This is a genomic window from Shewanella seohaensis, assembly GCF_023283775.1.
Taxonomy (GTDB): domain Bacteria; phylum Pseudomonadota; class Gammaproteobacteria; order Enterobacterales; family Shewanellaceae; genus Shewanella; species Shewanella seohaensis.
The window spans coordinates 303,404-330,402 of record NZ_JAKILE010000001.1; the positions used below are offsets into that span (position 1 = coordinate 303,404).

Consider the following 26,999-nt stretch of genomic DNA (forward strand, 5'->3'; position numbering starts at 1 on the left):
TAACCTAAGACTGTGCCAGCCAAAGCGCAGTCTGATTCTTGTTCTATACTCATTGGGTTAATCACCAATCAATAATGGGAGTGAGCCATGAGTGATAATCTGTTAACTGTGGATGAAGTATGCAAGTTGCTGGATAAGAGTCCGGCAACGATCAAACGCTATGCGCGGGAAAACCTGCTCAGTAGTGTGAAAGACGGTGAAGAATTGCGATTCCCCGAAGAAGAGGTCAAACGTTACTTAGCCTTTTCGCAGCGCTTAGGAAGATAAGCCGCCGCGCCTTTTGTCGATTCATCCCCAAATGGACTTGGGATGCCTCGCTTATCCTTGTATAGCCATCTGTAACTGTCTGTAAGATAAGAACTCCCGCTGTGATTCCTCTAGCCCAAGCTCTGCGGCTAAGGCGAGGAGCTGCGCCTCATAGATTGGCAGCTTAGCTTCATCATTAGTCATAATAGCAAGCTCGGCAAAGTCACCTAAGCCTTCGAGCCAATCAAGCGTTAAGTGAAATTCCCCGAGAAAATACACGCTGCGACGTTTTTTAATCTCAAGCACACATTGATAGCCTAACGTCCGCAGCATACTTTTGGCCTTGTTGGCATCCGTGATATTAACCGCCTCACAGCGGTCCTTCTCGGGCCCTTTCACTATCCACAGCATGATGCCAGAGGGCTGCATCTCGCGAATACATAGGCTTTTATGCTCCGCCGCTAACGACACTGAGGGCGAATCAAAATAGCAGTCATGCTCAAGATTATCCTCGAGCATCACCTCGGGGGATTTGGCACTTAAACGCGCCCAAAAGGCCTCACGGTCCGTGAGTCGATACTTAAGCTCTACCTCAAACTTACCGTTAAAATGGGCGTTAATTTGCGGAGCGAATTCTTTTGCTGCCAATTCTTTTGGTGCCAATTCTTTTGGCACCATGTCTGCTGGCATTGGGTTACTCATATAAAGGCTTCACTCCTGCTGCGCGTATTTCTCACCCATTCGACATCCAGACTCAAGCTAAGCGACGATAGAGCGCCTGATAGGCGGGACACGTTTGAAGTAACTGCTCATGGTTGCCCGACGCCACAATTTGCCCCTCGGCGAGGAGGTGAATTTGGTCCATCTTGGCCATCGCCGTTAATCGATGGCTGATCATTAGCAGGGTTTTATCCTTTGCAAATTCAAGCAGTAAACTTAAGATCTCCCGCTCGGTGCGCTTATCTAAGCCCTCGGTTGGCTCATCTAACAGTAACAAAGGCGCATCACGCAGCAATGCCCTTGCCACACCAATACGGCGCTGCTCACCGCCCGATAACTGCCGGCCGCCCTCACCAATCCACATATCGAGAGGCTTGTCACCTTTAAGTAATTCGCCTAAACCTACCTGCTGTAATACTTGGATAAAACGCTCGTCATTGGCGGTACGCTTTTGCCCTTCTGGCACAGGCAAGGCAATGGCAAGGTTCTCCCGCAGCGTGCCCGCGTACAGGTAAATTCGCTGGCTCACGACTGTCATCGCCGATCTTAAGGCGGCCTCGCTATAGTCCGTCAGCGGCTGACCATCTAGGCAAATTTGGCCTCGCTGCGCCTGCCATTCACGGGTAATTAAGGATAATAAACTGGATTTACCGCAGCCCGTCGCGCCCAATAACGCCACCTTTTGCCCGGGCTGTACCGTTAAGGATAAGCCCTGCAGAACGCTCTGATTGTCGTGATAGCCAAAATGGATATCCGTCATCTGCAGCCCGCCCGATGTCGCCTTAAGCGTTGAATCTTCGCTAAAACGAATATCGCTTTCCTGCTCGGTGATTTCGTGAATTCGTGTCGCCGCCAGCACGCAGCCTGACAAATGTTGGAAAGCGCCCGCGATTGGCATCATCATTTCGACGCAGGCCATAGTAGCAAACACCATCAAGGCGAACATGGGGCCGGGAGGCACGGCATCGCCCACGCCATTGGCGGCTAAAAATAGCATCATGATGAGTGCAGAGCCCGTCGCTAGGATCAGCATGGCTTGGCTCAAGGCGGTGATATTCGCCATCGCCCCTTGGCTGGCAAATAACGCCTGCTCGGCCTCATCGAGCTTGTGTCTGTATCTGGCGTTCGCACCAAATAAACTCAACTCAGCTTGGCCCTGCAGCATCTCAAGCAACTGCACTCGATATTGGCGTTTGGTCTCCAACATATTGCGACTTGGCTCATGCCCAAGCCGATAAAACAGTAGTGGTAGCAGCAGCCAAACCACCACTAAAAACAGGCATAAACTTAGGGCCAGCTTGGCATCAAACCATGCGAGGAACAGATATAACAACGCAGTCATCAGCAAGGAAGCCGCCATCGGCGTCAACAATCTTAAATACAGATGGTCGAGCGTATCTATATCCGCCACGAGGCGGTTGAGCATATCCGCACGGCGCAGCCCCTGCAGATTTTTAGCGCTGAGTGGGAAGAGTTTTCGCCACGCCCAAACTCTGAGTTCAGTCAGTAATTTAAAGGTCGCCTCATGGGTCGCGAGACGCTCACCGTAACGACTGGCCGTTCGCGCGATAGAAAGGAATCGTACGCCCCCCGCGGGAGTAAAAAAGTTAAAGGATTGGGAGCCAATAACCGTTAATCCCGCCACCGCCGTCGCCGATAAAAACCAGCCCGACAGCGACAATAAACCAATCCCCGCCATGAGTGTGGTTAGGGTGAGTACTAGCCCAACGGCCATCATTAACCATTGGTGGGAGAACAACCGGATAAAGGGAAGGAGTATTTTCATTGTGCGGCTCCCTCGGTTGTCCCTAACGCGATATCGCTGTGGCTATCGGGCATGGGTGATTCCAGCCCAATATCGGCTACTGATTCAGTATTTTCATGCAACATGGTTTGGAATAACCCCACCTCAGTTGACAGCGTCGCAAAATCCCCCCGCTGGACTTTTTCGCCCTTATCGAGCACTAGGATGGACGACATATGGTCCAGCTGATCGACTCTGTGGGTCACCATAATGGCCATCTTACCCGCCATCGCCGCTTTTAAGGTGCGGCTAACGAGTTGTTCGCTGACACTGTCTAAACTCGCCGTCGGTTCATCGAGAATAAAGACTTGCGCCGCCTGTCCCAATGCCCGCGCAAGCGCAATACGTTGCGCCTGCCCGACCGATAAGGTCGATGACTGCTCGCCTATCAGCGTGGCTAAACCTAGGGGTTGGCTGCGGACAAACTCATGGATATTGGCCTGCTCCAGCAATTGCCATATCTGCTCATCCGTCATTTCGGGATTGGCTAAGGCGACGTTTTCTCGCACTGTGCCATGGAATAACTGCGGCTCCTGCCCAAGCCATGCTAACTGCTGTCGCCAATGGGCAAGATCTAAGCTTGCGAGTTCAACCCCATCAATTAGCAGCTTGCCTTTATAGGGCAAAAATCCTAATAAGGCATTGAGTAAACTGGTTTTACCGGCGCCGCTTGGGCCTACCAGAGCCAAATGTTCGCCCTGCTTCAACTCAAAACTGATGGGGCCGAGTAAACGGCTGCCATCGGTACTAAAGACTTCTAGATCTTTTACGCTAAGGTGAGTCAGCTTATCGAGTCGCGTCTGCTGCCCTATCTTTTCCTGCGAAGAACCTAGTCCAGAACCCGACTCTAGCTTAAAACCCGACTCTAGCTTAAAGCCCGATGGCTCAGGATGATCCAGCAGCGTCATCAATGCTTGGGCAGCGCCAATCGCCTGCGCTTTAGCATGGTAGTGAGTGCCCATATCCCTAAGCGGCTGATAAAACTCAGGCGCCAAAATTAAGATAAATAAGCCAACAAACAGGCTAAAAGGTAAACCTTCATTCGCATTAGGCCCAAGTTGAGCGTGCGCGCCATAGTAACCAAAATCGAGGTGACCTAAATAACTGAAACCAAAGTAAACCGCTAATACGGCAATCGATACCGCGGCAAAAAACTCTAGCACCGCCGAGCTTAAAAAGGCCATTCGCAGCACAGACATAGTACGGCTACGGAACTCCTCCGAGGCTTTTTCGATCACCTTAAGCTCAGCATCACCCCGATAGAAGAGTTTTAAGGTCGAAAGCCCTTTTAATCTATCCATAAAGTGGCCACTTAATCTGGCTAAGGCATTGAAGTTTTTACGGTTAGCATCGGCCGCGCCCATACCGACGAGGATCATAAACAGCGGGATTAGAGGCGCGGTTAATAGCAAAATCAGCCCCGCCGCCCAGTTGATGGGAAACACGGCGATGAGGATCAATAAGGGGATCACACCAGCAAGGGTCATTTGCGGTAAATAACGGGCATAAAAATCTTGTAAATCTTCCACTTGCTCTAAGACTATGCTCGCCCAACTGCCTGCGGGTTTACCTTTAATAAACGCGGGGCCGAGCCGAGTTAACTTATCCATTACCGCACTGCGGATTTGTTGGCGTAAGCGTTTGCCCGCTTCAAAACTGGCGCGCTCGCGTCCATAGGCGAGTATTGCTCGCAACAACATTAAGCCAATCAAGGCCATAAAATGTGGCAGATAATCGCTTGCCCCCACAGCCGGCTGAATTGGCGTGCTATTCACTCCATCAGTAAATGCCTGCAAGGCATTGCCAACAATGACGCCATCGAGGAGTGTAGCTATCAGATAAGCCTGTGCTATCAATGCAATAGCGCTTAACATTCCACACCATACGGAGAGCTTAACAAACCAGCCACAGGCCTTTTTTTGCGACTTGAGCCAAACGAGAAGGGACTTTTCTAACGACTTATCCATGGTGCTCCAACAGAAACTAGCAAAGCAGTAGGTTGTAGAAATAGGCTAACACTGAGTGACCCCGAGGGGCTTGCAAGTGTTGAAAAGGTTCGATAGGGACGCAGTATCGCAGGCATCCAAGGTAGATGAAACCTTAGCGGAAGCTTTTGTTAGCCTATTCACAAAAATGAGATAAAGATCAATAAATTCCCAAAGTGCGGGAACCCAGAGTCAACTCTCGCCGCCAGCTTAATCAATCGGCCTTAATTATTGCTGAGCGCCGTATTTGACTAACACATGCCAGAGCAGCTTGAGCTCGTGTGCCACCTGAGCACGGTTCCCCCGATCGCGCCAATGCTGGGGCGAATGGTATAAATCCCGCGCCGCCACGCCAATGGCATAGGCATCGACACGCTCGTCGATAGCAATGCGACTCGCCAAAGATGGCATAGTCGGTCCACGGAAATCACTGGGGATCTGCGCCGTGTGCAGGCTAAAACCATTATGGTATTGCAGCTCGATATCATAGCGATCACAGAGCTTGCTCAAGGTGGCACCGATTTCAGTCCCTTTAAAACTAGGATCTGCCACCAGCATGGCAATGTCTTCATCGAGGGACACATCACCGTGGATCTGCGCCTCAATATAATGGTCGAGATTGTTCGACATCGGCCGTTCAAAGCGCGATAGCAAAGATGAATTCAGTTGATGCGCCAAATATTGGATCACGTTGAGCGGTTTAAAATCCACTTTCCCCAAGGCATAGTGGCGCTCAAAACTCTCGGTGAGCAGCGCCGCTAATACATCATCAAAGCAGGATAAAGTCCCCTTTTCCTTCGGGTTACGGTAGGAGTCTAAATAAGTGAACGTCGAGCGTGTGAGCAACTGCGAATGGGTCAGCAAATAACAGCTGCCAAAACGCGGGGCTGGGCCATCCTGCCACATGCCTAAATCCAAGGCGCCATACTTAGGCCGAGACTTAGTCCCCTTGTAAGCATCGCCAAAGAGTTGATTTTCCCAATGATCCCTTGGCCCACCTAACTCGGGGGATAACTGTCCGTTGGAGATATGGGTTTCGAATTGGCTGCGGTATTGACCATCACGCAATAATCCTTCGGCCACTGTGATACCGCGACTATCGATTCTGTCGGGATGAAAATGCAGTGCGACTCGACCACAGTGTAACAATTGCTTCAGCGCCGCTTGCATCTCCTGCATGGGAATGTTGGACATCTGCTGCACGTTTCGAATAACCGCCACGGCCTGTTCACTTCGACCACGTGCGAGGCGTTCAATATGCTGTATTGCTGTCATAATCCACCTGCCATGGAGCGTCAATATGCCTAAGAGGACTCATCCTAAGAATTCAATGCTGCTGAATTCAAGCTACAAAGGGAAAATTTCCCAGTTATCTTTACTAATCCGATTGATGACTAACGTCTTTGCAACCTATTGAGGATGTTTGTTAATTTTACCCCAAGTTAGATTACTTAGAAGCAATGAAATTAACACAAGCGTGATCTTTCCCTAAATACTGAACAAGATACTGATAGGTCGATAAATTAGCCACTCCTGAATCGGCTTTTGCGCCAGATAGACAACAAACCACTTTCAAACATGGCGATCTAGCGCCTCTTCATGTAAGCTGCACGCCCGCCAATTCGGCCATACTACTGCTGCGACACTTTGCTGCCACAAGAGACCCATTAATGAGTTTTTCCTCCCTAGGTTTATCTGCACCGATCCAAAAAGCCGTGACTGAACAAGGTTATGACACACCCTCTCCTATTCAAGCACAGGCGATTCCCGCCGTACTGACGGGTAAAGACGTGATGGCTGCGGCCCAAACGGGGACAGGAAAAACCGCAGGCTTTACCCTGCCGTTGCTCGAATTACTCTCTAAAGGCAATAAAGCCAAGGCGGGACAAATCCGCGCCCTAGTGCTAACCCCCACGCGCGAGTTAGCGGCTCAAGTAAGCGAAAGCGTTGAAACCTATGGTAAATACCTGCCATTGCGCTCAGCGGTGGTCTTTGGTGGCGTGCCAATTAATCCCCAAATTCAAAAGCTACGCCACGGGGTAGATGTACTGGTCGCCACGCCTGGACGCTTATTAGATCTTGAGCAGCAAAAAGCGGTGAAGTTTAATCAACTCGAAGTCTTAGTGCTGGATGAAGCAGATCGCATGTTGGACATGGGATTTATTCGCGATATCAAAAAGATCCTCGCCATGTTGCCCGCTAAACGACAAAACCTGATGTTTTCGGCGACCTTCTCCGATGAAATCCGTGAGCTGGCCAAAGGCCTAGTAAATCAACCGGTAGAAATTTCAGTTACGCCACGCAACGCCGCGGCAAACACAGTCAAACAATGGATTTGTCCCGTCGATAAGAATCAAAAATCGGCGCTGCTAATTCAGCTCATCAAGCAGGAAAACTGGCAGCAAGTCTTAGTGTTTTCACGCACTAAACACGGCGCAAATAGACTGGCTAAGAGTCTTATTCAAGCCGAGATCAGCGCCGCCGCAATCCACGGCAATAAGAGCCAAGGCGCACGCACCAAAGCCTTAGCCGACTTTAAGAGTGGCGAAGTGCGCGTGCTCGTGGCGACCGATATTGCGGCGCGCGGACTCGATATCGACCAATTACCACAAGTAGTGAACTTCGATCTGCCCAATGTCCCCGAGGATTATGTGCACCGCATTGGCCGCACCGGCCGTGCTGGCGCCTTAGGCCAAGCGGTATCCTTAGTCAGTAGCGAAGAAACTAAGCTGCTCAGGGACATTGAGCGTTTGATCAATCGCGTACTTGAAAGGCAGGAGGTTGAAGGCTTCAGCCCTGTGCATGCGCTCCCCGAATCGACCCTAAATACCCATGGTAAAGAGAACAAAATCAAAGCCGTAGCAAGCCAACGTAAGCATCGCAGCGCAGGTAAACCCTCGCCAAGAGCCGGTACAGGCCGCGATGGTCGTAAAACGCCAGACGGCGACGGCGCTGCGCAGCAAAAGAACTCAAGTCCAAACCAAGGCCAGCGCAATAATCAAGGCCAGCATAAGCGTCCTCAAGCGGCAAAAAACGCTGAGAATAAAAATACGCACTCAAGTACCGAAGCTGGCCGTACGCCAAAACCACAGGATAAACGTCCTCCGCGCGGCAAAGGCCCGGCTAATAGCGAACATAAAGCCAAAGGCCAGCCTCATTCAGCGGCGCAACAACTTAGCCCACAGGCTCGCAGCGAGAAACAACATTCTGACTCACGCCGCCAAGGCCGCGCTCAGCCGAATGCTAATTCCGCCAGCGGTGAGCACAAAAAGCCCTCGCATCGACCTGATAACCGCCCTAATCGCGTAAAATCCTAATTCGATTTCGAGCCCCAAAGCCCCGTAATAAGATGCGTAAAAAAGATGCCCAGCACTGAGTGCTGGGCATCTTTGTTTGAGAACTAACTTATCTACAATCTTGAAGTTATTAGGCTTCACGCACCTTAAATTGCTGCATGGCTTCGCGTAGGGTGTTGGCCTGCTGCGAGAGGGATTCGCTGGCCTTAGCCGTTTCAAATGCGCTATTAAGTACTGATTCTCCCGAATCACGAATGGTATTTAAACGCTCGCTGATATCTTCGGCGGTCACTGCCTGCTCCTCACTGGCGGTGGCGACTTGAGCATTGGCCTGCGAGAGCTGAGTTAAGGCATCTAAGATCTCAAACAAGTTTTGTTTAATTTGCTTAACTTGGAGCGATGACTCATTGATTTGCTGCTCATTTTTACCAAATGAGTCGACGGCCGACTGGGCATCGAGCACTAAGGTTTGAATAAGCTGACTGATTTCCTGGGTGGCGGTTTGGCTGCGCGTCGCGAGGGCGCGCACCTCGTCGGCAACGACGGCAAAACCCCGTCCCTGATCGCCCGCCCTAGCCGCCTCAATGGAGGCGTTTAACGCCAGTAAATTTGTCTGCCCCGCAATGGCATCCACCACGGAAACAAAGTTTAAAATTTTGCCTGTGCTGGCTTGGAGTTGCTGGATAAGTTGGCTCGATTGCTGGGCACTCTCCACTAGTTGCTGAGTGATCCGCTCGCTGGCCTCCACAACGGCGCAACTGTCCTTGGCTCGGCCTTCCGCTTGGCCCGCCGAAAAGGATGCCGTTTCGGCGCTGCTAGCAACCTCGGTAATGGTCGCCGCCATTTGTGTCATCGAGGCGGCGACTTGGTCAGTATCTTCCTGTTGGCTGAGTATTGCCCTGCGATTATTTTCTGCCACCGCATTGAGCTCTGTCACCATAGAGGCAATTTCTTCGCTGCGCCCAATCACATGCCCCACGGTTTGGCTCAGGGTCAAGGCCATTTGATTCATGCTCAAGGTTAACTCGCCAAGCTCATCCTTAGATTCTGCTTGAAGCACTCGGCTAAAGTTGCCCGACTCCATCATGGCGGCGGCATTACGCAAGCGTGTAATAGACCGCACTATGTACTGACTAAATAACATACCTATGCCTAATCCCAAGATGAGGGCGACCGACGAAATCACCATCAGGCCGTAAATCGCGCTTTTCTCCTCATCCTCAGTGATGGATACCGCGGTTTGGGTCATTTGCTCTAAACGCTGCGCAAACTGGCTGAGCTGGGTGTTGAATTGGGATTGAGTTCGCTCAAGGTCGCTCACCTGCTGCACCAACGCCGTGGCCTGAGTATGTTGCTGTATCGCATTCACCACTGTCGCTAGCTGGGCATCATAGTCGCGATAAACGCGAATGATGTCGGTGACTTCTTGGATCAATTGTTGGGTTTTGTCGCGTAATTCAGGCGGTTGAGGGAGGGTTAACGCCTCATTTAGCATGGTCTGTGTGGAGAGTAACTCGCCGTTAATTCGCTCTTTATGTTGAATCACTTCACCAATAAAGCCTTCAATTAATCGCTCCTGGGCTGAGACTGGGATCTCTGAAGCGCGAAAAGCCTTTTCAAGGCTAATCGAACTCTCGAGCTGCAAAATAGTGACCTCACTCGATAACTTAACTAGGGGGAGGTTTTCGGCGGTAATAGTGTGGATTTCATCCGTTACCCGCTTCATCTTTAGTAGGCTAAAAGCCGCTAATAACAGCATGAGTAGCAGCATGATACCGATAAGGCTGCCCATCTTATATTTGATCCGTAAATCTTTAAAAAAACCAAGCATAAGCTTTGAACTCCAACTACCAAGGATCCCTTTGTCTGTATTTAGCATAGTTGGAGTTTTACGCTTTGCCGCTTAGGCTAAGCGCTTATAAACGAAAAATAAAACCTTTAGCATACCCGATTCACCTAATCCAAGTAGGCAACTGAGTGTCAATCCCTTACCGGCCCAAGCGTCCCCTTGCAAACCACACGCCCTCAACCGATGAAAACTTGCATTCAGGTGAGAGATAACCGAAGATCCAAAAGCCTTTTTATTGCGTTAAGCCCCAGATGACACACTCAGCCTCGACCGACACAACATTGCCCGATAGCCATAGCCAAATCCGCTCGCAATTTCCTACCCTCTCGCAAATGTTGGGCGACTATCCCCTGTGTTATCTCGATACCGCGGCCACCAGCCAAAAGCCGCAATCCGTGTTAGATGCCATGGCGCAGTATTACCTGAACGACAATGCCAATGTGCACCGTGCGGCGCACCAGTTATCGGCGCGCGCGACCTCTAGCTACGAGAAAGTCCGCGATGAGTTAAAAGGGTTTATTAATGCTAAGCGCCGCGAAGAAATCATCTTCACCCACGGCACCACAGAGTCGATCAATCTAGTTGCCTATGGCTTAACGCCACAGATAGCTGCGGGCGATCTGATTTTGATCGATACCGCCGCCCACCACGCCAACATAGTGCCGTGGCAAGAATTGGCAAAACGCACGGGCGCGATCATTAAACCCATCCCTCTCGATCAGAATGGCAGGCTCGATCGCCATGCCTATCAAGCGCTACTCGCCCTCAAGCCCAAGGTTGTCGCCCTGTGCCATGTGTCGAACGCCTTAGGCACTGTGAATCCTGTTGTCGAGTTAGTGCAACAAGCCAAGGCGCAGGGTGCTATCACCTTAGTCGATGGGGCACAGGCGGTTGCACACTTAAGCTTAGATATGGCCGCTATCGATTGTGATTTTTATGTCTTTTCAGGCCATAAGATGTATGGCCCGACTGGCATTGGTGTACTTTATGGCCGCTTCGATAAATTAGAGACGCTCACGCCACTGTTAACGGGCGGCGAGATGATTAAACGAGTGAGCTTCGATGGCACCGAATTTGGCAGCCTACCCAATCGCTTAGAAGCGGGTACCCCACCCATCAGTGAAGTCATCGGCCTAGGCGCCGCTATCCGCTTTTTGCAACAATACCTCACGCCAGAGGTTCAGGCCCACGAGGCAGAACTACTGCAGTATTTACAGCAGCAGCTTCGCGCCCTCGGAGATGTGCATCTCTATGCGGCCCATAGTGATAATCTCGGTGCGGTTGCCTTTAACCTGGGCGATGAACATCATCAAGATGTCGGGATTTTATTAGACCAACAAGGCGTTGCCGTGCGCTGTGGCCATCACTGCGCCATGCCCTTGATGCAAAGCCTTAACTTGAAGGGCTGCTGCCGAGCATCGATTGGTATCTACACCAATAAAGCCGATATCGACCGCTTTATTGCCGCCTTAGTCTCAGTCAAAGACTTGCTGCTCTAATCCGCTCGCTAAGGGCTAACATCATTGCGCCATCAGGCAACACGCTAAACAAGAGGACATTTTCGCCATGACATTGCCAATCATGCCCGCTACCACCGAGTTTGATTACTCGGTTGAGGAGGCTTCAAGCCTGTTAGCCCGTTTTGAGCAAGCGCCGAACTGGCAGGAAAGATATCGCCAAATCATGTTATTAGGTAAAACCTTACCGAGTTTAGCGGATGAGTTTCGCCTTGAGTCCGCCCAAGTGAAAGGCTGCGAGAGCGATGCCTGGCTGTACCATCTAGAGCGAGACGCTAAGCATTATTTTCTGGCCGATAGCGATGCACGGATTGTGAAGGGATTAATCGGTTTACTGCTGAGTGCCTGTCACGGCAAACAGAGCGACGAGATACTCGCCTTTGACCCTTCTGCCTATTTCAAACAATTAGGGCTAGAGGGTCAATTAAGCCCCTCGCGCACCAATGGCTTACATGCCTTAGCCAAGGCGATGATTGATGCGGTAAAACCCTAAATCAATCTGTGGGTTAAATCGGTAAAAGAGGGATTTAATCAAAGACTTCTACGCCTTAACAGGGTATAAAGAAGTAAAAATTAGCTTCATCTGAAGGAGAGCGCACGCCCATGAAGGCTGTTAATCAAGATCGTCGAACGCTGTTAAAAGGGATTGGCGCCGCCACGCTACTTTGTCCCTTTGCCAGTTTCTCCAGCCTTGCTGCGCCGCGCTCTCGGCGCTTATATATCGATGGTTTATCCTTTCTGCCCGATGATTTAGCCGATGTTCCGGCATCGGGGCTCGATGCCTTTCTGTGTGATATCTCTGCCATCGAAACCATTGAACAAGCCGACGGTACCTTAAACTACAAGCGCACCTACAAAGCCTGTATGGAAAGCATCCAGCAAGCCGCGAAACGCGTCAGCGAACACCCTGACATTCTCCTGCAAGGCTTAACTGGACGCGATATCCAATTGGCGCGGGACAGCAATCGCACTGCGGTTTTCTTCCAAATCCAAGGAGCAGATTGCGTTGAAGAAGACAGCGAGGCCAACCAATGGGCCCGCGTCGATGAGTTTCACCGCCAAGGTCTGCGAGCACTGCAACTTACCCACCATTACGGCAATACCTTTGCGGGCGGCGCCCTCGATAACGATGCCAATGGCGGACTCAATAAACCTCTTACGGCCCATGGCCGTGCACTGATTGAAAAACTCAATCATGCCAATATCTTAGTCGATGTCAGCCACTCCAGTGCCCAAACCGCGTTAGATGTAGCCAAACTCAGCCGCGCGCCCATAGTCCAAAGCCATGGCGCAGCGCGGGGTATTGTCAAACATGCCCGTTGTAGCCCCGATGAAGTGATCCGCGCCATTGCCGATTCAGGCGGCGTATTCGGGGTCTTTATGATGAGCTTTTGGCTCACTAATAATGCCGTTCCAACTGTCGATGACTATATCCGCCAGTTAGAATATGTCGCCCGAGTCGGCGGGGTCGATTGTGTTGCCATCGCCAATGATTACCCGCTCAGAGGCCAAGAAAATCTGTTAGCCCTGAATAACGACAATGCCCAGGGCGTGAAGGAATATCAGGAATGGTGGTACAGCCTAAGGGCTAAAAAAGTGTTAGGTTTTGATGCGGAGCCAAGGCATGTGGTGATTCCCGAGCTAAACCATATCGAGCGAATGAGCCGTATCGACGATGCCTTAGCTAAGGCCCGCTTTAAGTCGACCGATCGCGACCGTTTTATGGGCGGAAACTGGCAAAGAGTGCTCAATCAAGTACTCATCTAAGCCCGCGCTAACTCAGTCAGGGTTAAATTGCGAAAAATTACTCGAGAAAACGGACCGTCATGCTGACTACCCTAGCCATCTCTAACTATCGCACCTTGCGGGAGATAGTCTTACCCCTTGGGCGCTTAAACTTAGTGACCGGCGCTAACGGTAGTGGGAAATCCAATTTATACAAAGCATTACGACTACTCGCTCAAACAGCGCAGGGTGGCGTTGTTAATGCTTTGGCGCAGGAAGGCGGCTTAGACTCCTGTTTTTGGGCGGGACCTGAAAATCTCACCAAGGGCATGTTAGCGGGCGATACGCCAATTGAAGCTACAGTCAGACAAGCGCCAAAACGCCTAAAACTCGGATTTGCGGGCGAAGATTTTAGTTATCTGATTGAACTTGGTCTCCCCAAACCCGACTCCACCACTCTGTTTGGGTTAGATCCGCAAATTAAACGCGAGGCGATTTGGAATGGCCCCAAATATCGCCCCGCCAGCGTGTTAGTCGAGCGGCGCGGCCCTATGGTGAAGAGTCGCAGCCCTGAGGGACAAGGTTGGCTCACCTTGAGCGCCCATCTGCAAAGCGGTGACAGCATTTTTACCGAACTTGCCGATCCGGAGCGTAGCCCTGAAGTATTAACGCTCAGGGACAGCATTCGCGCATGGCGCTTTTACGATCACTTTCGAACCGATGCCGAAGCCCCGGCGCGTCGTCCACAGCTCGGGACAGCCACACCCGTATTGCACCATGACGGTCGAGATCTCCCCTCTGCCATACAAACCATTTTTGAGATTGGCGATAAAGCCGCATTCGATCATGCGGTGACCGATGCTTTTCCGGGGGCCAAGGTGCGTATCACGCCCCAAGCGGGTGGGATACTCCAACTCGAATTCCACCAGCAGGGCTTATTAAGGCCACTACATGCCAGTGAACTCTCCGATGGCACCCTGAGGTATTTATTGCTTATTGCCGCATTACTCACCCCAAGGCCACCCGAGCTAATGGTATTAAACGAGCCCGAAACCAGCCTGCATCCCGATTTATTGCCCGCTTTGGCTCGGCTTATCGCCAAGGCTTCCGAGGTGTGTCAGCTTTGGGTCGTGTCCCACGCTAACCGCTTGATTAATGCCTTGAGTCAGTTTGAGCACTGCAATACTTTGGCACTGGATAAAAATCTAGGGCAAACCCAAATAGTGGGGCAGGATTTACTCAATACGCCGAGCTGGCAATGGCAACTCAAATAGCCGCCAAGATATAGCGTCTTTGCATTATACCGTTTCAGCATCGTAAAATACTGCCAGCCATAGGGTTTCGCCCTCTGAACTGGTCGAAGCGACTCTGTGCTTTTGATGCGGCGCTAGGGTGAGATAATCCCCTGGTTTAAGGGTAACTAACTGAGCATCTTCGAATTCGAGCTGCGCCTCCCCTTTGAGCAACATCACCCACTCATATTGAGATTGATCGTACCACTCCCCCACAGGCGTTGAATGGCCTTGCGAGATAATGCGCTCTATCTTCACCTTGCCATTGCAAGCAAGGGTTTCGAACACTTCTTGTGATAAATCACCGGGAAGTGACTGATAAAAATTTTGTAGCATCTTGAATCCTTATCATGGCTCGAGAGCAAGATAATCTATTGAGAAACCAAAGTATAAACCGTTATCATAGGCGCTCTTAGGGCTATGAGCCTTATGAGATGACAAGATAAGACAGTTGTATCATATGGATATGGAGAAGTTGACCTATGTCGTTGTTTCGCGCGTTTAAAGCTAAGTTATTTAATACCAAAGAAAAAAGCTGCGCCCATCAAGACATACCTCTTCAAACTTCTCCCAATCCCGCTCCGCTCCCATCCAGTACCTTCAAACCCTATTTTAGTCTTGCCATTCAATCGACTCCGGCGCAAGCCACTCATTCAGAAACCCACGAAGAATTTACCCGCCACAACTTCGACAGCCCGCAAACGATCGAACTGCTCGGTTGGGAACGAGAGCATGAATCCTGCACCTTTCACGAGACCCAATTTGACCGCATCGAGATACACGGCCCTGTGCAAGATTTTTATCTCGGTCAGGATAAGACCTGTAGCCTAGTGCTGGATTCTGATGCAGCGACAACTCAAGCCCGCTGGCAAGTGGCACTGGTAAACCCGCAGGAATTAGTGATCTGCCGTTTTTATATCGATGCTAGGTACAGAGTACAAGGCGATATGCAGGACTTCGGCAGTCTCACTGGCAAACTGCAACGGACATTCCACCAGATTGAGACCGAGCAAGGTCAGAATCTACTCAGAATTGTCACCCAATCCCCCAACCTCACTCAGGCCGTCGATTGCAATTACTTTGGTGAGCGCAACGGCATCACTCGCCAATTCAATGCCTTAGGTGTGTTGCTGTTCGAAGGACATTTTATTGAGGAGCAACAGCTCGGACGCCAGACTTGGTATGACAATGAAGGCAAAATCAATCAAGTCGAGGAGCGTCACGCCGAGGGAATGTTACTGACCCGCTACTATAGCAATGGTCAGATAAAAGAAACCGCCGAAAAGGATAGCGAAGATAATTATATCAATCAGTTAACTCGCTATTATGAATCAGGCGCCCTGTGGCTGATACGCCCTATGCAGGCGGGAAAAATCCATGGCACAGAGCATATCTACTATGAAGATGGCAAGCTGCAGGCCGAGCTAAGCTATGACATGGGGGAGTTGGTTAAAGAGCTTTGGTACCATACCAACGGCAATCTTAAGCAAGAAGTTCATCTCGATGCCGCGGACAAAAGCCTCGAAACCTATTACGAAGATGGCCAACTCGCCTGGCGAGAACGCCTCAATCCACAGGGGTTAAATTGCGGTCTACGTCAGGAATGGCACCCCAATGGCGTGCTGGCAAATCAACTCAATTTTGTTGATGGTGTTGCCCATGGCAACAGCGAGAAATGGTATCCAAACGGACAGCTTGAACAATGCATCCCCTTTGAAAATGGCCATGAGCAGGGGCTTGCCACTTGGTACCATGAAAATGGTCAACTCTCCCTTGAGATCTACCTTGAAAAGGGTCTAAGAGAAGGCCTTTTCCGCAGCTATTATGCAAGCGGCGTATTGTCAGCCGAGGGCCAATATCAGCGTAACCTCTCAATCGCGCCCTTTATCGAATACTATGAAAACCAGCAAATTCAAATGTATTTGCCCCACACTCAAGGCAATCGCGATGGCACTGCCCGCTGGTTTTATGAAGACGGTACTATCAAGACGATTGCGGAGTATTTTGTCCGCGACGGCCAAGGTTACCTTAAGGAAAGCTCCTCCTATAACAAGCAAGGGGTTCTCGAATCCTTTGAGAGCCACTCCAACACACGTTGTGGCTATCACCTTGAGGATAATCAACGGGAATATTATCAAACGGGCCACCCCGATACTCGCATCGAATACTATGAGGATGGGGCTATCCGTTGGCTGCTCACTCGCCTAGACGAGAACCTATTCAGCTCAAAAGCCTTTTCAAAACAAGGCGAATTACTCGAGTCTGGTTTTGTGAAAGTGATAGATAACGATTATCAGGATGTCGGCCACTGGCAACGTTTTACACCGCAAGGCCAACTACAGCGCGAAGCCTGGCTCAGTGACGATGGCAAGCTCAATGAAACCCGTCACTATTTTGATGCCGCCGAGCAGCAACAGACGATGGCAGCGGAAACCAAGGTCGATGACAATAACATTGTCGAGGCAATAGCTAAGTCTAACGATACTAAGGAGCCACAAACGTCGGCGCCTATCCTTAGTTACCATTTGAAATTTGACCCAGATAGCCAACTCTATGCCATGAAACGCTATCATCCAAATCGTCAAATCGCCGAAGAAGGCAACTTACATTTTCGGGGGCAAGAGCACTTTTGGGTGGGGATCCACAATCAGTACGATAAACAAGGCCGACTCGAATTATCCGAAACCTATACGATGAATGGTGAACCGATAGAACAGTCCAGCGGTTCAAATCATAGAGTCTTGAATTGATTGAATATCAGCAAGTCAATGAGGCGATGACCTGCTGATAACTCTATTGCAAACGTAAGGGTTAGAGCGCGAACGTCGCTATGGTCTTTTGGATCCCCACCACATCGGTGCCGCGTTTCAGCTCTTTGACCAGAGGAACACTTTGGCCAGAGATCCAGATCCTAAGCTCGGCATCCATATCGAAATGGCCTGTGGTTTCCACTTCGAAATGGGTGATGGATTTATAGGGCACTGAGTGATAGCTAGTTTTCTTGCCCGTCAGCCCTTGCTTATCGATTAAAATCAAGCGTTTGTTGGTAAATACAAACAGATCGCGGATCACTTTATAGGCCAGTTTTAATTCTTCCTGAATCCCCATAATTGGGCGCAGCTCTTCGGCCAATTCCTGTAAATCGACCTCAGACGCATTCCCCAGTAACCCATCTAACAATCCCATGCTGACATCCTTTATTATTGAAATTTTTCAATAAAATATCCTGTAGTTAACCAAGTGGCAACATGGAGAGCGACAACGACCCTAAAAACAAAAAGGGAGCATTGAATACTCAATGCTCCCTTGATCACCCTTCAAGCTGAATTAAACGGCTTTTTGGCCGCGAACCTGACGGTTTTCACCGACGACCATCATCTCGCATTTTGGACAATCGAAAACTAACTTAAGCACATCGTTACCTATCTCAAGCACCATAGGATCCGCCTTAATGCCCGGCACTTCCTTAGGACAGAGATTGAAGTTAAATCGCAGGCAATGCTTAGTGATCATTAACGGCACATCTTCAGTTACACCGTTTTTCTCGTAGGTGTCCTGAATTTCAATCACGCCATGGCGTTGGTAAAAATCTTTCGCCTTTTCGTTTGCCACGTTACCCAAGTAACTTAAGTGTTTGAATGGATAAACGGCATCTTGGTTATATTTCCAAGGTTTTGGACGCTGGTAACCTTCAACACGGGCAAGTTCTAATGCTGCTACCGCATCACGGCGCAGGCCGTTGAGCACAGATGCAGGCAGGAACCAAGGCTCGGCAGTTTCGATACTGATCTGGCGCGCTGTAAAATCGGTACTGCCCAGTTTCGACAATTGAGTACGGATAGTCTGCAAGGTTTTTTCAGCGTCGGTGGCGGGCGTCTTTTCGACTGTAAGCTCAACCGTTGCACTGAGGCCGTAAATATCCGTTAAGGTCAGCGCCACGCCCGTAGCAGTATCGGTTAAACGCATGTCGACGCCGATAATACGCTTGGCTGACTCCTTAGAAAGTAAAGTCTCGAAGGCTTGATTATGGTTACGGTATAAGGTCATACCGACACGCAGATCGCGCGGCACCTGCAATACATGCAGCTTATGACCTTCGGCACGGTTAACACGCAGTCCCTGCAATTTATCATCGGACTGTTTGGCCATCGCATAATTTGGCGGAAAATACGCTAAACCATCGCCGTTATTAAACTCGTGGGTTGAACTGACTTGAATAAAGTCTTTTCCGATGGCGACCACTTTCCCCACATCTTGCCCGATATATTTTGGCGAGCGGAAGTCTTTAATCCCTTGGCTACGCTCATTCACAAAGTAATCTGTGCTGCCACGGTTAAAGGTTTTTTCAGGATCCGGAGTAAAAGTATGTTCAGTACGGCCATGGGATGACGCTACAAACTCAGGGCGACGCGCCATAATGGCATCGAGCTTTTGACGATAATGGGCGGTCACGTTTTTAACGTAACTTAAGTCCTTTAAACGCCCCTCAATTTTGAAGGAGCGCACACCGGCATCAATCAAGGCTTCGAGGTTATCGGTTTGGTTATTGTCTTTTAATGAAAGTAAGTGCTCATTTTGCGCCAACACATCCCCTTGGCGAGTCTTAAGATTGCCCGGCAGACGACACATTTGCGAACATTCACCGCGGTTTGCACTGCGGTTACTGAAGGCATGACTTAAGTTACATAAGCCGCTGTAGGCCACACACAGGGCGCCGTGAATAAAGAACTCAATCTGCATATTGGTGTGTGCCGCAACCTCACGGATTTGGCTTAAGCCTAACTCACGCGCCAATACTACTTGTGAAAAACCCACTTGCTCTAAGAAGGCGACTTTCTCGGGATTACGGTTATCCATTTGCGTACTAGCATGCAGCGCAATCGGCGGCAGGTTAAGTTGCAATACACCCATGTCCTGCACAATCAGTGCATCGGCGCCCGCGTTATACACATCCCAAATCAGCTTTTCAGCGGTTTCGAGTTCATCGTCCATCAGAATAGTGTTAATGGCCACAAACACTTGCGCATGATACTTATGAGCAAAAGTACACAGACGGGCGATATCTTCCACACTATTACCCGCGGTCGCACGCGCGCCGAATGCGGGGCCACCGATATAAACCGCGTCGGCACCATGGCGAATGGCTTCAATGCCATAATCGGCATTTTTTGCAGGCGCCAATAACTCTAAGCGGTTATTAACGTGAGAAAGTGTCTCAGGTGTGTAAATCTCTGGCTGGCTCATACTTCACTGGCTCAAAATGAACAATCACGAAAAAGGTGACGAGTATAACAAAAACTCAAATCCAGCTCTATCTGCAAATCATTTTTCGCTGGATTAAAGCGAGGCGAGATAAGGAGCTGAGACAACAAACTTGCACCCCAGAGCCGAGCAGAGTATCTTTGCCGCGCATTGTTTAATAGGCGCGATTATGACTGATTTTATTTACCAACCACCGACAACTCCCTGGCTCGATGTGCTTTACCAAGATAAAGACATTATCGTGGTCAACAAGCCTTCGGGATTATTGTCCGTGCCAGGTCGCGATCCCGCCCATTACGACAGTGTTTACGCCCGGGTAAAAGCCGAGCATCCGCATTGCCAAATCGTCCATCGCCTCGACATGGCGACCTCTGGTGTCATCGTGGTTGCGCTCATTCGTAGCGCCGAGCGCGAGCTAAAACGCCAATTTCACGATAGAGAAACCAGCAAAACCTATCTCGCCAGAGTCGCGGGATATGTTAAGAATGCGACGGGTAGCGTGGATTATCCGCTGATCTGTGACTGGCCAAATCGCCCAAAACAGAAGGTTGACCACGAGATAGGTAAACTCTCATTAACTCACTTTGAGGTGTTAAGCCGCGCCAAACGCTCGACTCTCGTTAAGCTAAAGCCGATTACTGGACGCTCACACCAACTCAGGGTGCATATGATGGCACTTGGGCATCCTATTCTCGGCGACGGCTTTTATGCCGATCCGCTGGCAAAATCCTTAGCACCGCGATTATTACTCCACGCCGCAGAACTGACCATTAAACACCCGTACACGGGTGAGAGCATGACGTTCAGTGCCGAGGCCCCCTTTTGTGAGCCAGAAGGTGAGCAATGATCACTAAAAACAATAAAAACACCTAAAAGCAGTAGCCATTCACCATAAAAGAACGTAACTTTATGACAATTCATTATGTTATAGAGAGTTTATTTATGGAAACCGCATTTCAGCGCGATCAGCTTGATAACCATATCCTCGAAGCCTTAATGCAAGACGCACGCACCCCGTTTGCCGAGCTTGCCAAACGTTTCGGCGTGAGTGCGGGTACTATCCATGTGCGTGTCGAGAAAATGAAACAAGCGGGGATTATCACGGGTGCCCAGATCACCATCAATCCCAAGGCCCTTGGGTACGATGTCTGCTGTTTTATTGGAATTAATCTCAAAAGTGCTGGCGACTACCCCGCCGCCATCGCCAAGCTAAACGCCCTAGAAGAAGTGGTAGAAGCCTACTACACCACAGGTAACTACAGCATTTTTGTCAAAGTCATGTGCCAATCCATCGATGGCCTGCAACACGTGCTGATTAACCGCATCCAATCAATCGACGAAATTCAATCGACTGAAACCCTTATCAGCCTGCAAAACCCTATCACAAGAGCGGTGAAGCCTTAGTTACGGCTCTCACAAAAAGCCTTCAAACAGAATGCTATATCGCAAAATGATGACTTAAGTCTTTTTTCCACTAAAAGTGTTAACCGTACGATACTTTTGTGTTACAACTTAATTGCTAGCCATTAAATGCGCAGCATAACAATAACAATTTAGCTACACGGTGCTGTTGTCAGTACCAAAAGCATTAATTGACAAGGAATGAAGTTGTGAAGACAAAATTATCTATCGCTATCTCGGCGGCACTATTATCAAGTGCAGCAGTTGCTAACAGTGGGTTCACTTTTGAAACTTACTCACCAGAAATCACCGCTCAAGACCAATATACCAAACCTAAACTAGCTGGAACTAACCTTACTGCTCCGCAACGTTTTATCGTTGAAATGGAATCACCTGCTCTAGCCAAATATAAGGGTGGCATTGGCTCTTACGCTGCGACAGCCACAACTAAGAAGGGACAAAAGCTAAACGTTCAGTCTTCCGAAGTGAAGAGTTATTCAAACTACCTAGCAAAAGAGCAAAACAATTTTGCAGCAGCTTTAGCCAAGACTATTCCTAACGCTAAAGTAGAGCGTCAATTTCAAACCTTATTCAATGGTGTAACTGTTGTTGGTCAAGGTCTAACCGCTGACACTTTGGCAAAAATGCCTGGCGTGAAATCTGTTTATCCAGAAAGTATGTACGAAATTAGTATGGACGCATCACACCAAGTCATTAATACCCAAGCCATGTGGAATGCTGTTTCTGGTATGGAGAATGCTGGTAAAGGTATTCGAGTTGCGGTCATTGATGGTGGTATCCGTCCAGAAAACCCAATGTTCGCCGATGCAGGTTTTACAGCACCAAGCGGTAATTTACCGAAGGATGACTACTGCTCAACTGTAGATGCTTCTTTCTGTAACAATAAGTTAATTGTTGCGCGCTGGTCACAACCAACATTCCAAGTATGCCCAAACGAATATATGAGCCCTCTCGGGTATGGCGGCCATGGTACGCACGTTGCGGGCACGGCTGTTGGTAATAAAGTATCAACAACATTTAAAGAGATCCCTGTTGAATTATCAGGTGTTGCACCTGCCGCCTATTTAATGGTCTATAAAGCACTCTATAGCAAGGCAGACTGTACTGGTGGTAGTGGTTCTAACATTATGCTGATGGAAGCGTTAGAACACGCTGTAAATGATGGTGCAGACGTTATCAACAACTCATGGGGTGGAGGTCCTGGTGGCGATCCTGCAAGCAGCCCTTACAAAACCATGTTCGAAGCCGCAGAAGCTGCAGGGGTAGTTGTTGTGACTGCCGCCGGTAATGATGGCAACGGTCCACAAACGATTGGATGCCCAGGGTGTATCGAGTCAGGTATCACAGTGGCAAACACAACGACTGGACGTTATTTTGCTAATAGCTTCAATACAGGCGCTGATGACCTCTTAGCTATCCCTAGCTCCGATGCTAACTTAGTAGCAGATATTACTGGCACTGTAATTGCTGCAAAAAATTTAGATGCTGAAAATGCGAATGGCTGTAAAGCATTTGCCGCTGATTCTTTTAAAGATGGCATCGCCTTAATCTCTCGTGGCAGTTGTAATTTCACATTGAAAGCTGCAAATGCCAAAGCAGCGGGGGCTAAAGCCGTTGTTGTTTATAACAACGCAGCAGGCGCTCCAATCACCATGTCAATGCCTGGTGAAGAGTTTCCTGCTGTGATGATTACAATGGATGCAGGCTTGGCCATTATTGAGTCAATGGGCGAAGCTGCAACTACAGGCACAATCGTTGCCAAGACTAAACGTATTATGGTTCCTGAACTTGCAGATAACCTAAACAGCACTAGCTCTCGCGGCCCAGATGGTAACCAAAATATCTTAAAGCCAGATATTGCTGCTCCCGGTACAAATATCCTATCCGCATTCTCACCAGACGATGGCGGTGAAGACTTCAATATGATCTCAGGAACGAGTATGGCAAGCCCACATGTTGCAGGTGCTGCAGCATTGATGAGCCAACTCCATCCAGATTGGAGCGCAAACGATATTAAGACTGCCCTCACATCAACAGCTAAGTTTGATGGCATTCTTGATGATGATGCTGTTACGCCAGCTACACCATTCGATATGGGTGCTGGACGTATGGATTTAGATGCTGCCGCGAAAGCAGTTCTTACTTTTGATAAACCATCCATTGCATCAGATTCTTGTGTTGGTCCGTGTACCTTCACTCGAACTGTATACAATAAAGCCGATACCAAAACATCTTGGAATTTATCCGCCTCTTCTGATAGCACAGGAATTACAGTATCTCCTGCAACCCTCGAATTAGCAGCTGGAGCTTCTGCCACCTTTACAGTGACAGTTGACTCTACGTTTGCGGAATACGGTGAGTGGATCTTCGGTAATATCATGATTACCAGCGCGGATGGTTTACAAGATGCCCATTTACCGTTAGCTGTTTTAGCCAAAGAATCAAGTGACTCTAACCTGATTTCAACCTACACCACCAAAACAGATATCAATGCAAGTGATGTTATTCCCGTTGTGGCTTCGATCAACAATACCGTATTTGAAAATACAGTCACAGTTACCGCGCAAGCTCCTGTAGGAACGAAACTCACCTCTAAAGATGACGTTAAAGTCACACTTACAGGTGCAACACAAAATGGATTACAAGTAAACGAAGACCTGGGCTCTGTGACCTGGGTTGGTAAGCTCGACCTACCTCAAATGAACACGGTAAAAGGTGCACAACGATTCCCAAGTATTGTTGATTTAGGGGTGAAACCTATTGCCTGTTCGGATGGTTGTGATGAACAATCCTTCACCTTTACCGTTCCTAGCTTTAAATACAACGGTGTAAGCTACACCAAAATAACGATTTCTGACAACGGATTGGCAATTGTTGGCGGTGGCAGCGCGAGTGGAACCTATGCAAACAAGGAATTACCTGACGGCAGTAACCCTAACAATATCCTAGCACCATTCTGGTCTGATTTTGACTTGTCTGATAATACAGCGGGTGATACTGGTGGCGGTAACTTAGCAGTAAGTGTATTCACTGATGGCGCAGGCGCTAAATGGCTTGCACTAGAATGGAATAAAGGCCAGCTCTATGGTGATACTTCTGGTGCAGCCTACACCTTTAGCATCTGGATAAAAACAGGCGATACTGAAGAAGTCGTATTCAACTACATCAATATTCCTAATATGCCGGCGAATGTCACTATCGGTGCCGAGAATATCGGTGGCACGATTGGTACAACTTATCATCACAATGGTTCAGGAAGTAGTATCACTACTGGTGATTCGTTAGCGTTGAAGACAACGACAGCTGGTAATGTCACTATTAACTATGATGTAAAAGCAACAAGCCTAAATGTAGGACAAGCTGATACAGCAGAAACAAATGAGGAAACCTCAGTCTCAATTGATGTGCTAGCTAATGATGATAAACCGGATATGAAAGTTGCACGAGCATCTATCACTGGTGATGGTATCACAGCAAACGCGCAACGTATTTTTGAGATTATGCCCAAAGGTGCCTTAGGTAATATTAGTATCGTTAAAGCACCATCACATGGCACTGCAACAGTTAATGCCACTGGAGGTATAGATTATACGCCTGCGGTAGATTACTTCGGTTCTGATAGTCTTAGTTATACCTCTCAAGATGAGGACGGCAATACTGGTGCTGCCGCAATGGTTTCAATTACCGTCAATAATGTGAATGACGCTCCCGTTGTAACACCACAACCCCATAGCGGCACAGTTGGTGAAGCCATTACGCTAAAACCAAATCCATTCGATGTTGATGGTGACAAATTAACATACGTGTGGACCCAAACTGGAGGAGAAAGTCTGAGCTTTACTCCAACTAACGAGAATATAACTGTTACACCTAAAAAAGCAGGAGTGTACACCTTCACTGTTGTAGCTAATGATGGCAAGCTTCAAAGCAACACAGGCGAACTCACTCTTACCGTAGCAGACAAGCCTGAATCAGGTGGTGGTGCTCTGGGTTGGTTAACTGCCTTGTTATTACCTCTGGCGGCAATGCGTCGTCGTATGAAGTAAGCTGTTCATCTATAAGCAAAAGGGAGTCTATATGACTCCCTTTTTTATTGTGTAGATGCGTAGGATCGCGATGGTATCAACAAGAACCGGATTACGAACGCAGCCCTATTCCCCGTGAGATGAGGTAATACGCAACGCCCCAGAGTACGGCACAAAAGCCCACCATAATACCAATAGAAAGCGGAATGCTGATATCGGCAAATCCTAAGAAACCGTAACGGAAGACGTTGATCATATAGACTACAGGGTTCAGTGCCGAAACGCCTTGCCAAAAGGATGGCAGCAACGACAGTGAATAGAATACTCCGCCGAGGTAGGTTAAGGGCGTAAGCACAAACGTCGGGATGATGCTGATATCATCGAAACTCTTGGCAAATACCGCATTAATTAATCCCCCTAAGGAGAACAGCACTGAGGTTAAAAATACCGTCATGACCACAAGGCCCGCATGGTGCAAGCTGATGTCGACAAAGAACATGGCGACTAGCGTGACGATTAACCCAACGCATAAGCCCCGAGCGACACCGCCACCCACATAGCCTGCAATCATCACATAGTGAGGCACGGGCGCGACCATTAACTCCTCGAGATTGCGCTGAAATTTCGCGCTATAGAAAGAGCTCGCCACATTCGAATAGGAGTTAGTAATCACCGACATCATGATTAAACCTGGCGCGATAAACTCCATATAAGATACGCCACCCATATCGCCAATCCGGCTACCGACCAAGTTACCAAAAATCAAAAAATACAAGGTCATAGTGATCGCTGGCGGAACTAAGGTCTGGATCCAAATCCGGGTAAAACGATTGATTTCCTTGGTTAATATGCTTTTGAAGGCGATAAAATACAGCTGTTTCATGCCTTAGCTCCTTGGGTTTTCTTCACTAACTCGACGAAGAGTTCTTCTAAACGATTGGATTTGTTACGCATAGACAAAACCTCTACCTTAGCGGCGGTTAACTGCGTAAACACATCATTGAGATTGTGATCCTTTGCCACATCCACCTCTAAGGTATGCGGATCGGTTAAACGGCACACCATCCCATCGAGTGTGGGGGCGACATCGATGTCGCGGCGTAGGTCGAGGATAAAGGTTTCGAGATTCAGCTTACTCAGCAAGGCCTTCATGCTCGTGCACTCCACCAGCACGCCCTTATCGATAATGCCGATATTGCGACAGAGCATTTCTGCTTCTTCAAGGTAATGAGTGGTCAGAATGATAGTCACGCCCTGTTGGTTGATTTGCTTGAGGAATTCCCACATTGAGCGGCGTAACTCAATATCGACCCCTGCCGTTGGCTCATCTAAGATCAGTAACTTAGGTTCGTGCATCAGGGCGCGGGCAATCATTAATCGCCGCTTCATCCCCCCAGAGAGAGTGCGAGATTGGCTGTTGCGCTTATCCCACAAATCCAGCTGGCTTAAGTATTTTTCGGCTCGCTCAAGAGCCACGGCCTTAGGCACGCCATAATAACCTGCCTGATTCACGACGATTTGCAGTACCGTTTCAAACTGGTTGAAGTTAAATTCCTGTGGCACTAAACCTATGCACAGCTTGGCTTCCTCGAGCTGCTTATCGATATCAAAATCAAACACCTGCACAGAGCCAGCGGTTTTCTGCACCAAGGAGCTGATAATACCAATAGTGGTCGACTTACCTGCGCCGTTCGGGCCGAGTAGAGCAAAAAAGTCTCCCTGTTCAACGGTAAGGCTAATCCCCTTTACCGCTTCTACACCGCCTTTGTAGGTTTTTTTTAGCCCCTCGAGTACGAGAGCATGGGCATGATTGACCATAGTGCTACCTGATCCTGAAAGAATGAACAAAACAATAA

The 26,999-nt window shown here is 49.0% G+C and carries 20 protein-coding genes; 10 read left to right on the forward strand and 10 right to left on the reverse strand.

The genetic code is table 11. The features are described from left to right. Window positions 1-87: 87 nt before the first annotated feature. Window positions 88-267 (forward strand): helix-turn-helix domain-containing protein, encoded by a 180-nt coding sequence (locus L2713_RS01300; protein ID WP_011623867.1) that lies wholly within the window; start codon window positions 88-90, stop codon window positions 265-267. 51 nt (window positions 268-318) lie between these two features. On the opposite strand, the gene cyaB is transcribed toward L2713_RS01300, so the two are convergent. The 4 genes from cyaB to L2713_RS01320 all read right to left on the reverse strand — a co-directional run bounded on the left by cyaB (window position 319) and on the right by L2713_RS01320 (window position 6,030). Further along, window positions 319-924 carry a class IV adenylate cyclase gene (cyaB, locus tag L2713_RS01305; RefSeq protein WP_248966759.1) on the reverse strand — a complete coding sequence of 202 codons (606 nt, stop codon included), beginning with the start codon at window positions 922-924 and terminating at the stop codon, window positions 319-321. 76 nt (window positions 925-1,000) lie between these two features. Then, on the reverse strand, window positions 1,001-2,752 hold the full coding sequence (cydC, locus tag L2713_RS01310; RefSeq protein ID WP_248966597.1) for a heme ABC transporter ATP-binding protein/permease CydC: 1,752 nt from the start codon (window positions 2,750-2,752) through the stop codon (window positions 1,001-1,003). Then, complete coding sequence (gene cydD / locus L2713_RS01315) at window positions 2,749-4,737, reverse strand: heme ABC transporter permease/ATP-binding protein CydD (protein WP_248966598.1); 1,989 nt, start codon at window positions 4,735-4,737, stop codon at window positions 2,749-2,751. Before cydD ends, cydC begins: the two co-directional genes overlap by 4 nt. Before the next feature lie 246 nt (window positions 4,738-4,983). Further along, a complete protein-coding gene (locus L2713_RS01320) occupies window positions 4,984-6,030 on the reverse strand; it encodes a DUF3626 domain-containing protein (RefSeq protein WP_011625297.1) in 1,047 nt (348 codons plus the stop codon). A 395-nt stretch (window positions 6,031-6,425) separates the two neighbouring features. On the opposite strand from L2713_RS01320, the gene L2713_RS01325 reads away from it, so the two are divergent. Further along, entirely contained in the window at window positions 6,426-8,072 is a 1,647-nt protein-coding gene (locus tag L2713_RS01325) for a DEAD/DEAH box helicase (protein WP_248966599.1), read from the forward strand. 109 nt (window positions 8,073-8,181) lie between these two features. Here the strand turns inward: L2713_RS01325 and L2713_RS01330 are convergent, their stop codons facing one another. Further along, window positions 8,182-9,882 carry a methyl-accepting chemotaxis protein gene (locus tag L2713_RS01330; protein WP_248966600.1) on the reverse strand — a complete coding sequence of 567 codons (1,701 nt, stop codon included), beginning with the start codon at window positions 9,880-9,882 and terminating at the stop codon, window positions 8,182-8,184. Window positions 9,883-10,151: 269 nt separating this feature from the next. Here L2713_RS01330 and L2713_RS01335 point away from each other — a divergent pair, with 269 nt between their 5' ends. From L2713_RS01335 to L2713_RS01350, 4 genes are all read left to right on the forward strand, one after another. After that, entirely contained in the window at window positions 10,152-11,399 is a 1,248-nt protein-coding gene (locus L2713_RS01335; RefSeq protein ID WP_248966601.1) for a cysteine desulfurase, read from the forward strand. A gap of 67 nt (window positions 11,400-11,466) precedes the next feature. Continuing rightward, a complete protein-coding gene (locus tag L2713_RS01340; RefSeq protein WP_109286980.1) occupies window positions 11,467-11,910 on the forward strand; it encodes a SufE family protein in 444 nt (147 codons plus the stop codon). Between the two features lie 110 nt (window positions 11,911-12,020). Further along, the gene (locus tag L2713_RS01345; protein ID WP_248966602.1) at window positions 12,021-13,184 is read left to right on the forward strand and encodes a membrane dipeptidase; all 1,164 of its coding nucleotides are present in this window, start codon (window positions 12,021-12,023) and stop codon (window positions 13,182-13,184) included. Between the two features lie 59 nt (window positions 13,185-13,243). After that, entirely contained in the window at window positions 13,244-14,416 is a 1,173-nt protein-coding gene (locus tag L2713_RS01350; RefSeq protein ID WP_248966603.1) for an AAA family ATPase, read from the forward strand. A gap of 24 nt (window positions 14,417-14,440) precedes the next feature. On the opposite strand, the gene L2713_RS01355 is transcribed toward L2713_RS01350, so the two are convergent. Next, window positions 14,441-14,770, reverse strand: coding sequence for a cupin domain-containing protein (locus L2713_RS01355; protein WP_248966604.1), 330 nt, complete (start codon window positions 14,768-14,770; stop codon window positions 14,441-14,443). Between the two features lie 146 nt (window positions 14,771-14,916). Here L2713_RS01355 and L2713_RS01360 point away from each other — a divergent pair, with 146 nt between their 5' ends. After that, window positions 14,917-17,184 carry a toxin-antitoxin system YwqK family antitoxin gene (locus L2713_RS01360; protein WP_248966605.1) on the forward strand — a complete coding sequence of 756 codons (2,268 nt, stop codon included), beginning with the start codon at window positions 14,917-14,919 and terminating at the stop codon, window positions 17,182-17,184. Window positions 17,185-17,245: 61 nt separating this feature from the next. Here the strand turns inward: L2713_RS01360 and L2713_RS01365 are convergent, their stop codons facing one another. Both L2713_RS01365 and L2713_RS01370 read right to left on the reverse strand, forming a co-directional pair. Further along, window positions 17,246-17,620, reverse strand: a complete 375-nt coding sequence (locus L2713_RS01365) for a PH domain-containing protein (protein ID WP_248966606.1) — start codon at window positions 17,618-17,620, stop codon at window positions 17,246-17,248. A 141-nt stretch (window positions 17,621-17,761) separates the two neighbouring features. After that, entirely contained in the window at window positions 17,762-19,678 is a 1,917-nt protein-coding gene (locus L2713_RS01370; RefSeq protein ID WP_248966607.1) for a peptidase U32 family protein, read from the reverse strand. 187 nt (window positions 19,679-19,865) lie between these two features. On the opposite strand from L2713_RS01370, the gene rluA reads away from it, so the two are divergent. The 3 genes from rluA (at window position 19,866) to L2713_RS01385 (ending at window position 25,164) form a co-directional block, all read left to right on the forward strand. Then, complete coding sequence (gene rluA, locus L2713_RS01375) at window positions 19,866-20,543, forward strand: bifunctional tRNA pseudouridine(32) synthase/23S rRNA pseudouridine(746) synthase RluA (RefSeq protein ID WP_248966608.1); 678 nt, start codon at window positions 19,866-19,868, stop codon at window positions 20,541-20,543. Between the two features lie 95 nt (window positions 20,544-20,638). Beyond that, window positions 20,639-21,100 (forward strand): transcriptional regulator AsnC, encoded by a 462-nt coding sequence (asnC, locus tag L2713_RS01380; RefSeq protein WP_011073571.1) that lies wholly within the window; start codon window positions 20,639-20,641, stop codon window positions 21,098-21,100. 206 nt (window positions 21,101-21,306) lie between these two features. Next, on the forward strand, window positions 21,307-25,164 hold the full coding sequence (locus tag L2713_RS01385; protein WP_248966609.1) for a S8 family serine peptidase: 3,858 nt from the start codon (window positions 21,307-21,309) through the stop codon (window positions 25,162-25,164). 91 nt (window positions 25,165-25,255) lie between these two features. On the opposite strand, the gene L2713_RS01390 is transcribed toward L2713_RS01385, so the two are convergent. Beyond that, a complete protein-coding gene (locus tag L2713_RS01390; RefSeq protein WP_011715945.1) occupies window positions 25,256-26,026 on the reverse strand; it encodes an ABC transporter permease in 771 nt (256 codons plus the stop codon). Further along, window positions 26,023-26,961 (reverse strand): ABC transporter ATP-binding protein, encoded by a 939-nt coding sequence (locus tag L2713_RS01395; RefSeq protein WP_248966611.1) that lies wholly within the window; start codon window positions 26,959-26,961, stop codon window positions 26,023-26,025. The genes L2713_RS01390 and L2713_RS01395 overlap by 4 nt, the downstream gene beginning before the upstream one ends. Window positions 26,962-26,999 lie beyond the last annotated feature (38 nt).

Excerpts from the sequence above, each read along its gene's own strand:
- cyaB (WP_248966759.1), bottom strand. The coding sequence starts at position 924 with ATGGTGCCAAAAGAATTGGCACCAAAAGAATTGGCAGCAAAAGAATTC.
- L2713_RS01340 (WP_109286980.1), top strand. The coding sequence starts at position 11,467 with ATGACATTGCCAATCATGCCCGCTACCACCGAGTTTGATTACTCGGTT.
- L2713_RS01325 (WP_248966599.1), top strand. The coding sequence starts at position 6,426 with ATGAGTTTTTCCTCCCTAGGTTTATCTGCACCGATCCAAAAAGCCGTG.
- L2713_RS01360 (WP_248966605.1), top strand. The coding sequence starts at position 14,917 with ATGTCGTTGTTTCGCGCGTTTAAAGCTAAGTTATTTAATACCAAAGAA.
- rluA (WP_248966608.1), top strand. The coding sequence starts at position 19,866 with ATGACTGATTTTATTTACCAACCACCGACAACTCCCTGGCTCGATGTG.
- L2713_RS01390 (WP_011715945.1), bottom strand. The coding sequence starts at position 26,026 with ATGAAACAGCTGTATTTTATCGCCTTCAAAAGCATATTAACCAAGGAA.
- cydD (WP_248966598.1), bottom strand. The coding sequence starts at position 4,737 with ATGGATAAGTCGTTAGAAAAGTCCCTTCTCGTTTGGCTCAAGTCGCAA.
- L2713_RS01335 (WP_248966601.1), top strand. The coding sequence starts at position 10,152 with ATGACACACTCAGCCTCGACCGACACAACATTGCCCGATAGCCATAGC.
- L2713_RS01350 (WP_248966603.1), top strand. The coding sequence starts at position 13,244 with ATGCTGACTACCCTAGCCATCTCTAACTATCGCACCTTGCGGGAGATA.
- L2713_RS01355 (WP_248966604.1), bottom strand. The coding sequence starts at position 14,770 with ATGCTACAAAATTTTTATCAGTCACTTCCCGGTGATTTATCACAAGAA.
- L2713_RS01300 (WP_011623867.1), top strand. The coding sequence starts at position 88 with ATGAGTGATAATCTGTTAACTGTGGATGAAGTATGCAAGTTGCTGGAT.
- L2713_RS01370 (WP_248966607.1), bottom strand. The coding sequence starts at position 19,678 with ATGAGCCAGCCAGAGATTTACACACCTGAGACACTTTCTCACGTTAAT.
- L2713_RS01395 (WP_248966611.1), bottom strand. The coding sequence starts at position 26,961 with ATGGTCAATCATGCCCATGCTCTCGTACTCGAGGGGCTAAAAAAAACC.
- cydC (WP_248966597.1), bottom strand. The coding sequence starts at position 2,752 with ATGAAAATACTCCTTCCCTTTATCCGGTTGTTCTCCCACCAATGGTTA.
- L2713_RS01320 (WP_011625297.1), bottom strand. The coding sequence starts at position 6,030 with ATGACAGCAATACAGCATATTGAACGCCTCGCACGTGGTCGAAGTGAA.
- L2713_RS01345 (WP_248966602.1), top strand. The coding sequence starts at position 12,021 with ATGAAGGCTGTTAATCAAGATCGTCGAACGCTGTTAAAAGGGATTGGC.
- asnC (WP_011073571.1), top strand. The coding sequence starts at position 20,639 with ATGGAAACCGCATTTCAGCGCGATCAGCTTGATAACCATATCCTCGAA.
- L2713_RS01330 (WP_248966600.1), bottom strand. The coding sequence starts at position 9,882 with ATGCTTGGTTTTTTTAAAGATTTACGGATCAAATATAAGATGGGCAGC.
- L2713_RS01365 (WP_248966606.1), bottom strand. The coding sequence starts at position 17,620 with ATGGGATTGTTAGATGGGTTACTGGGGAATGCGTCTGAGGTCGATTTA.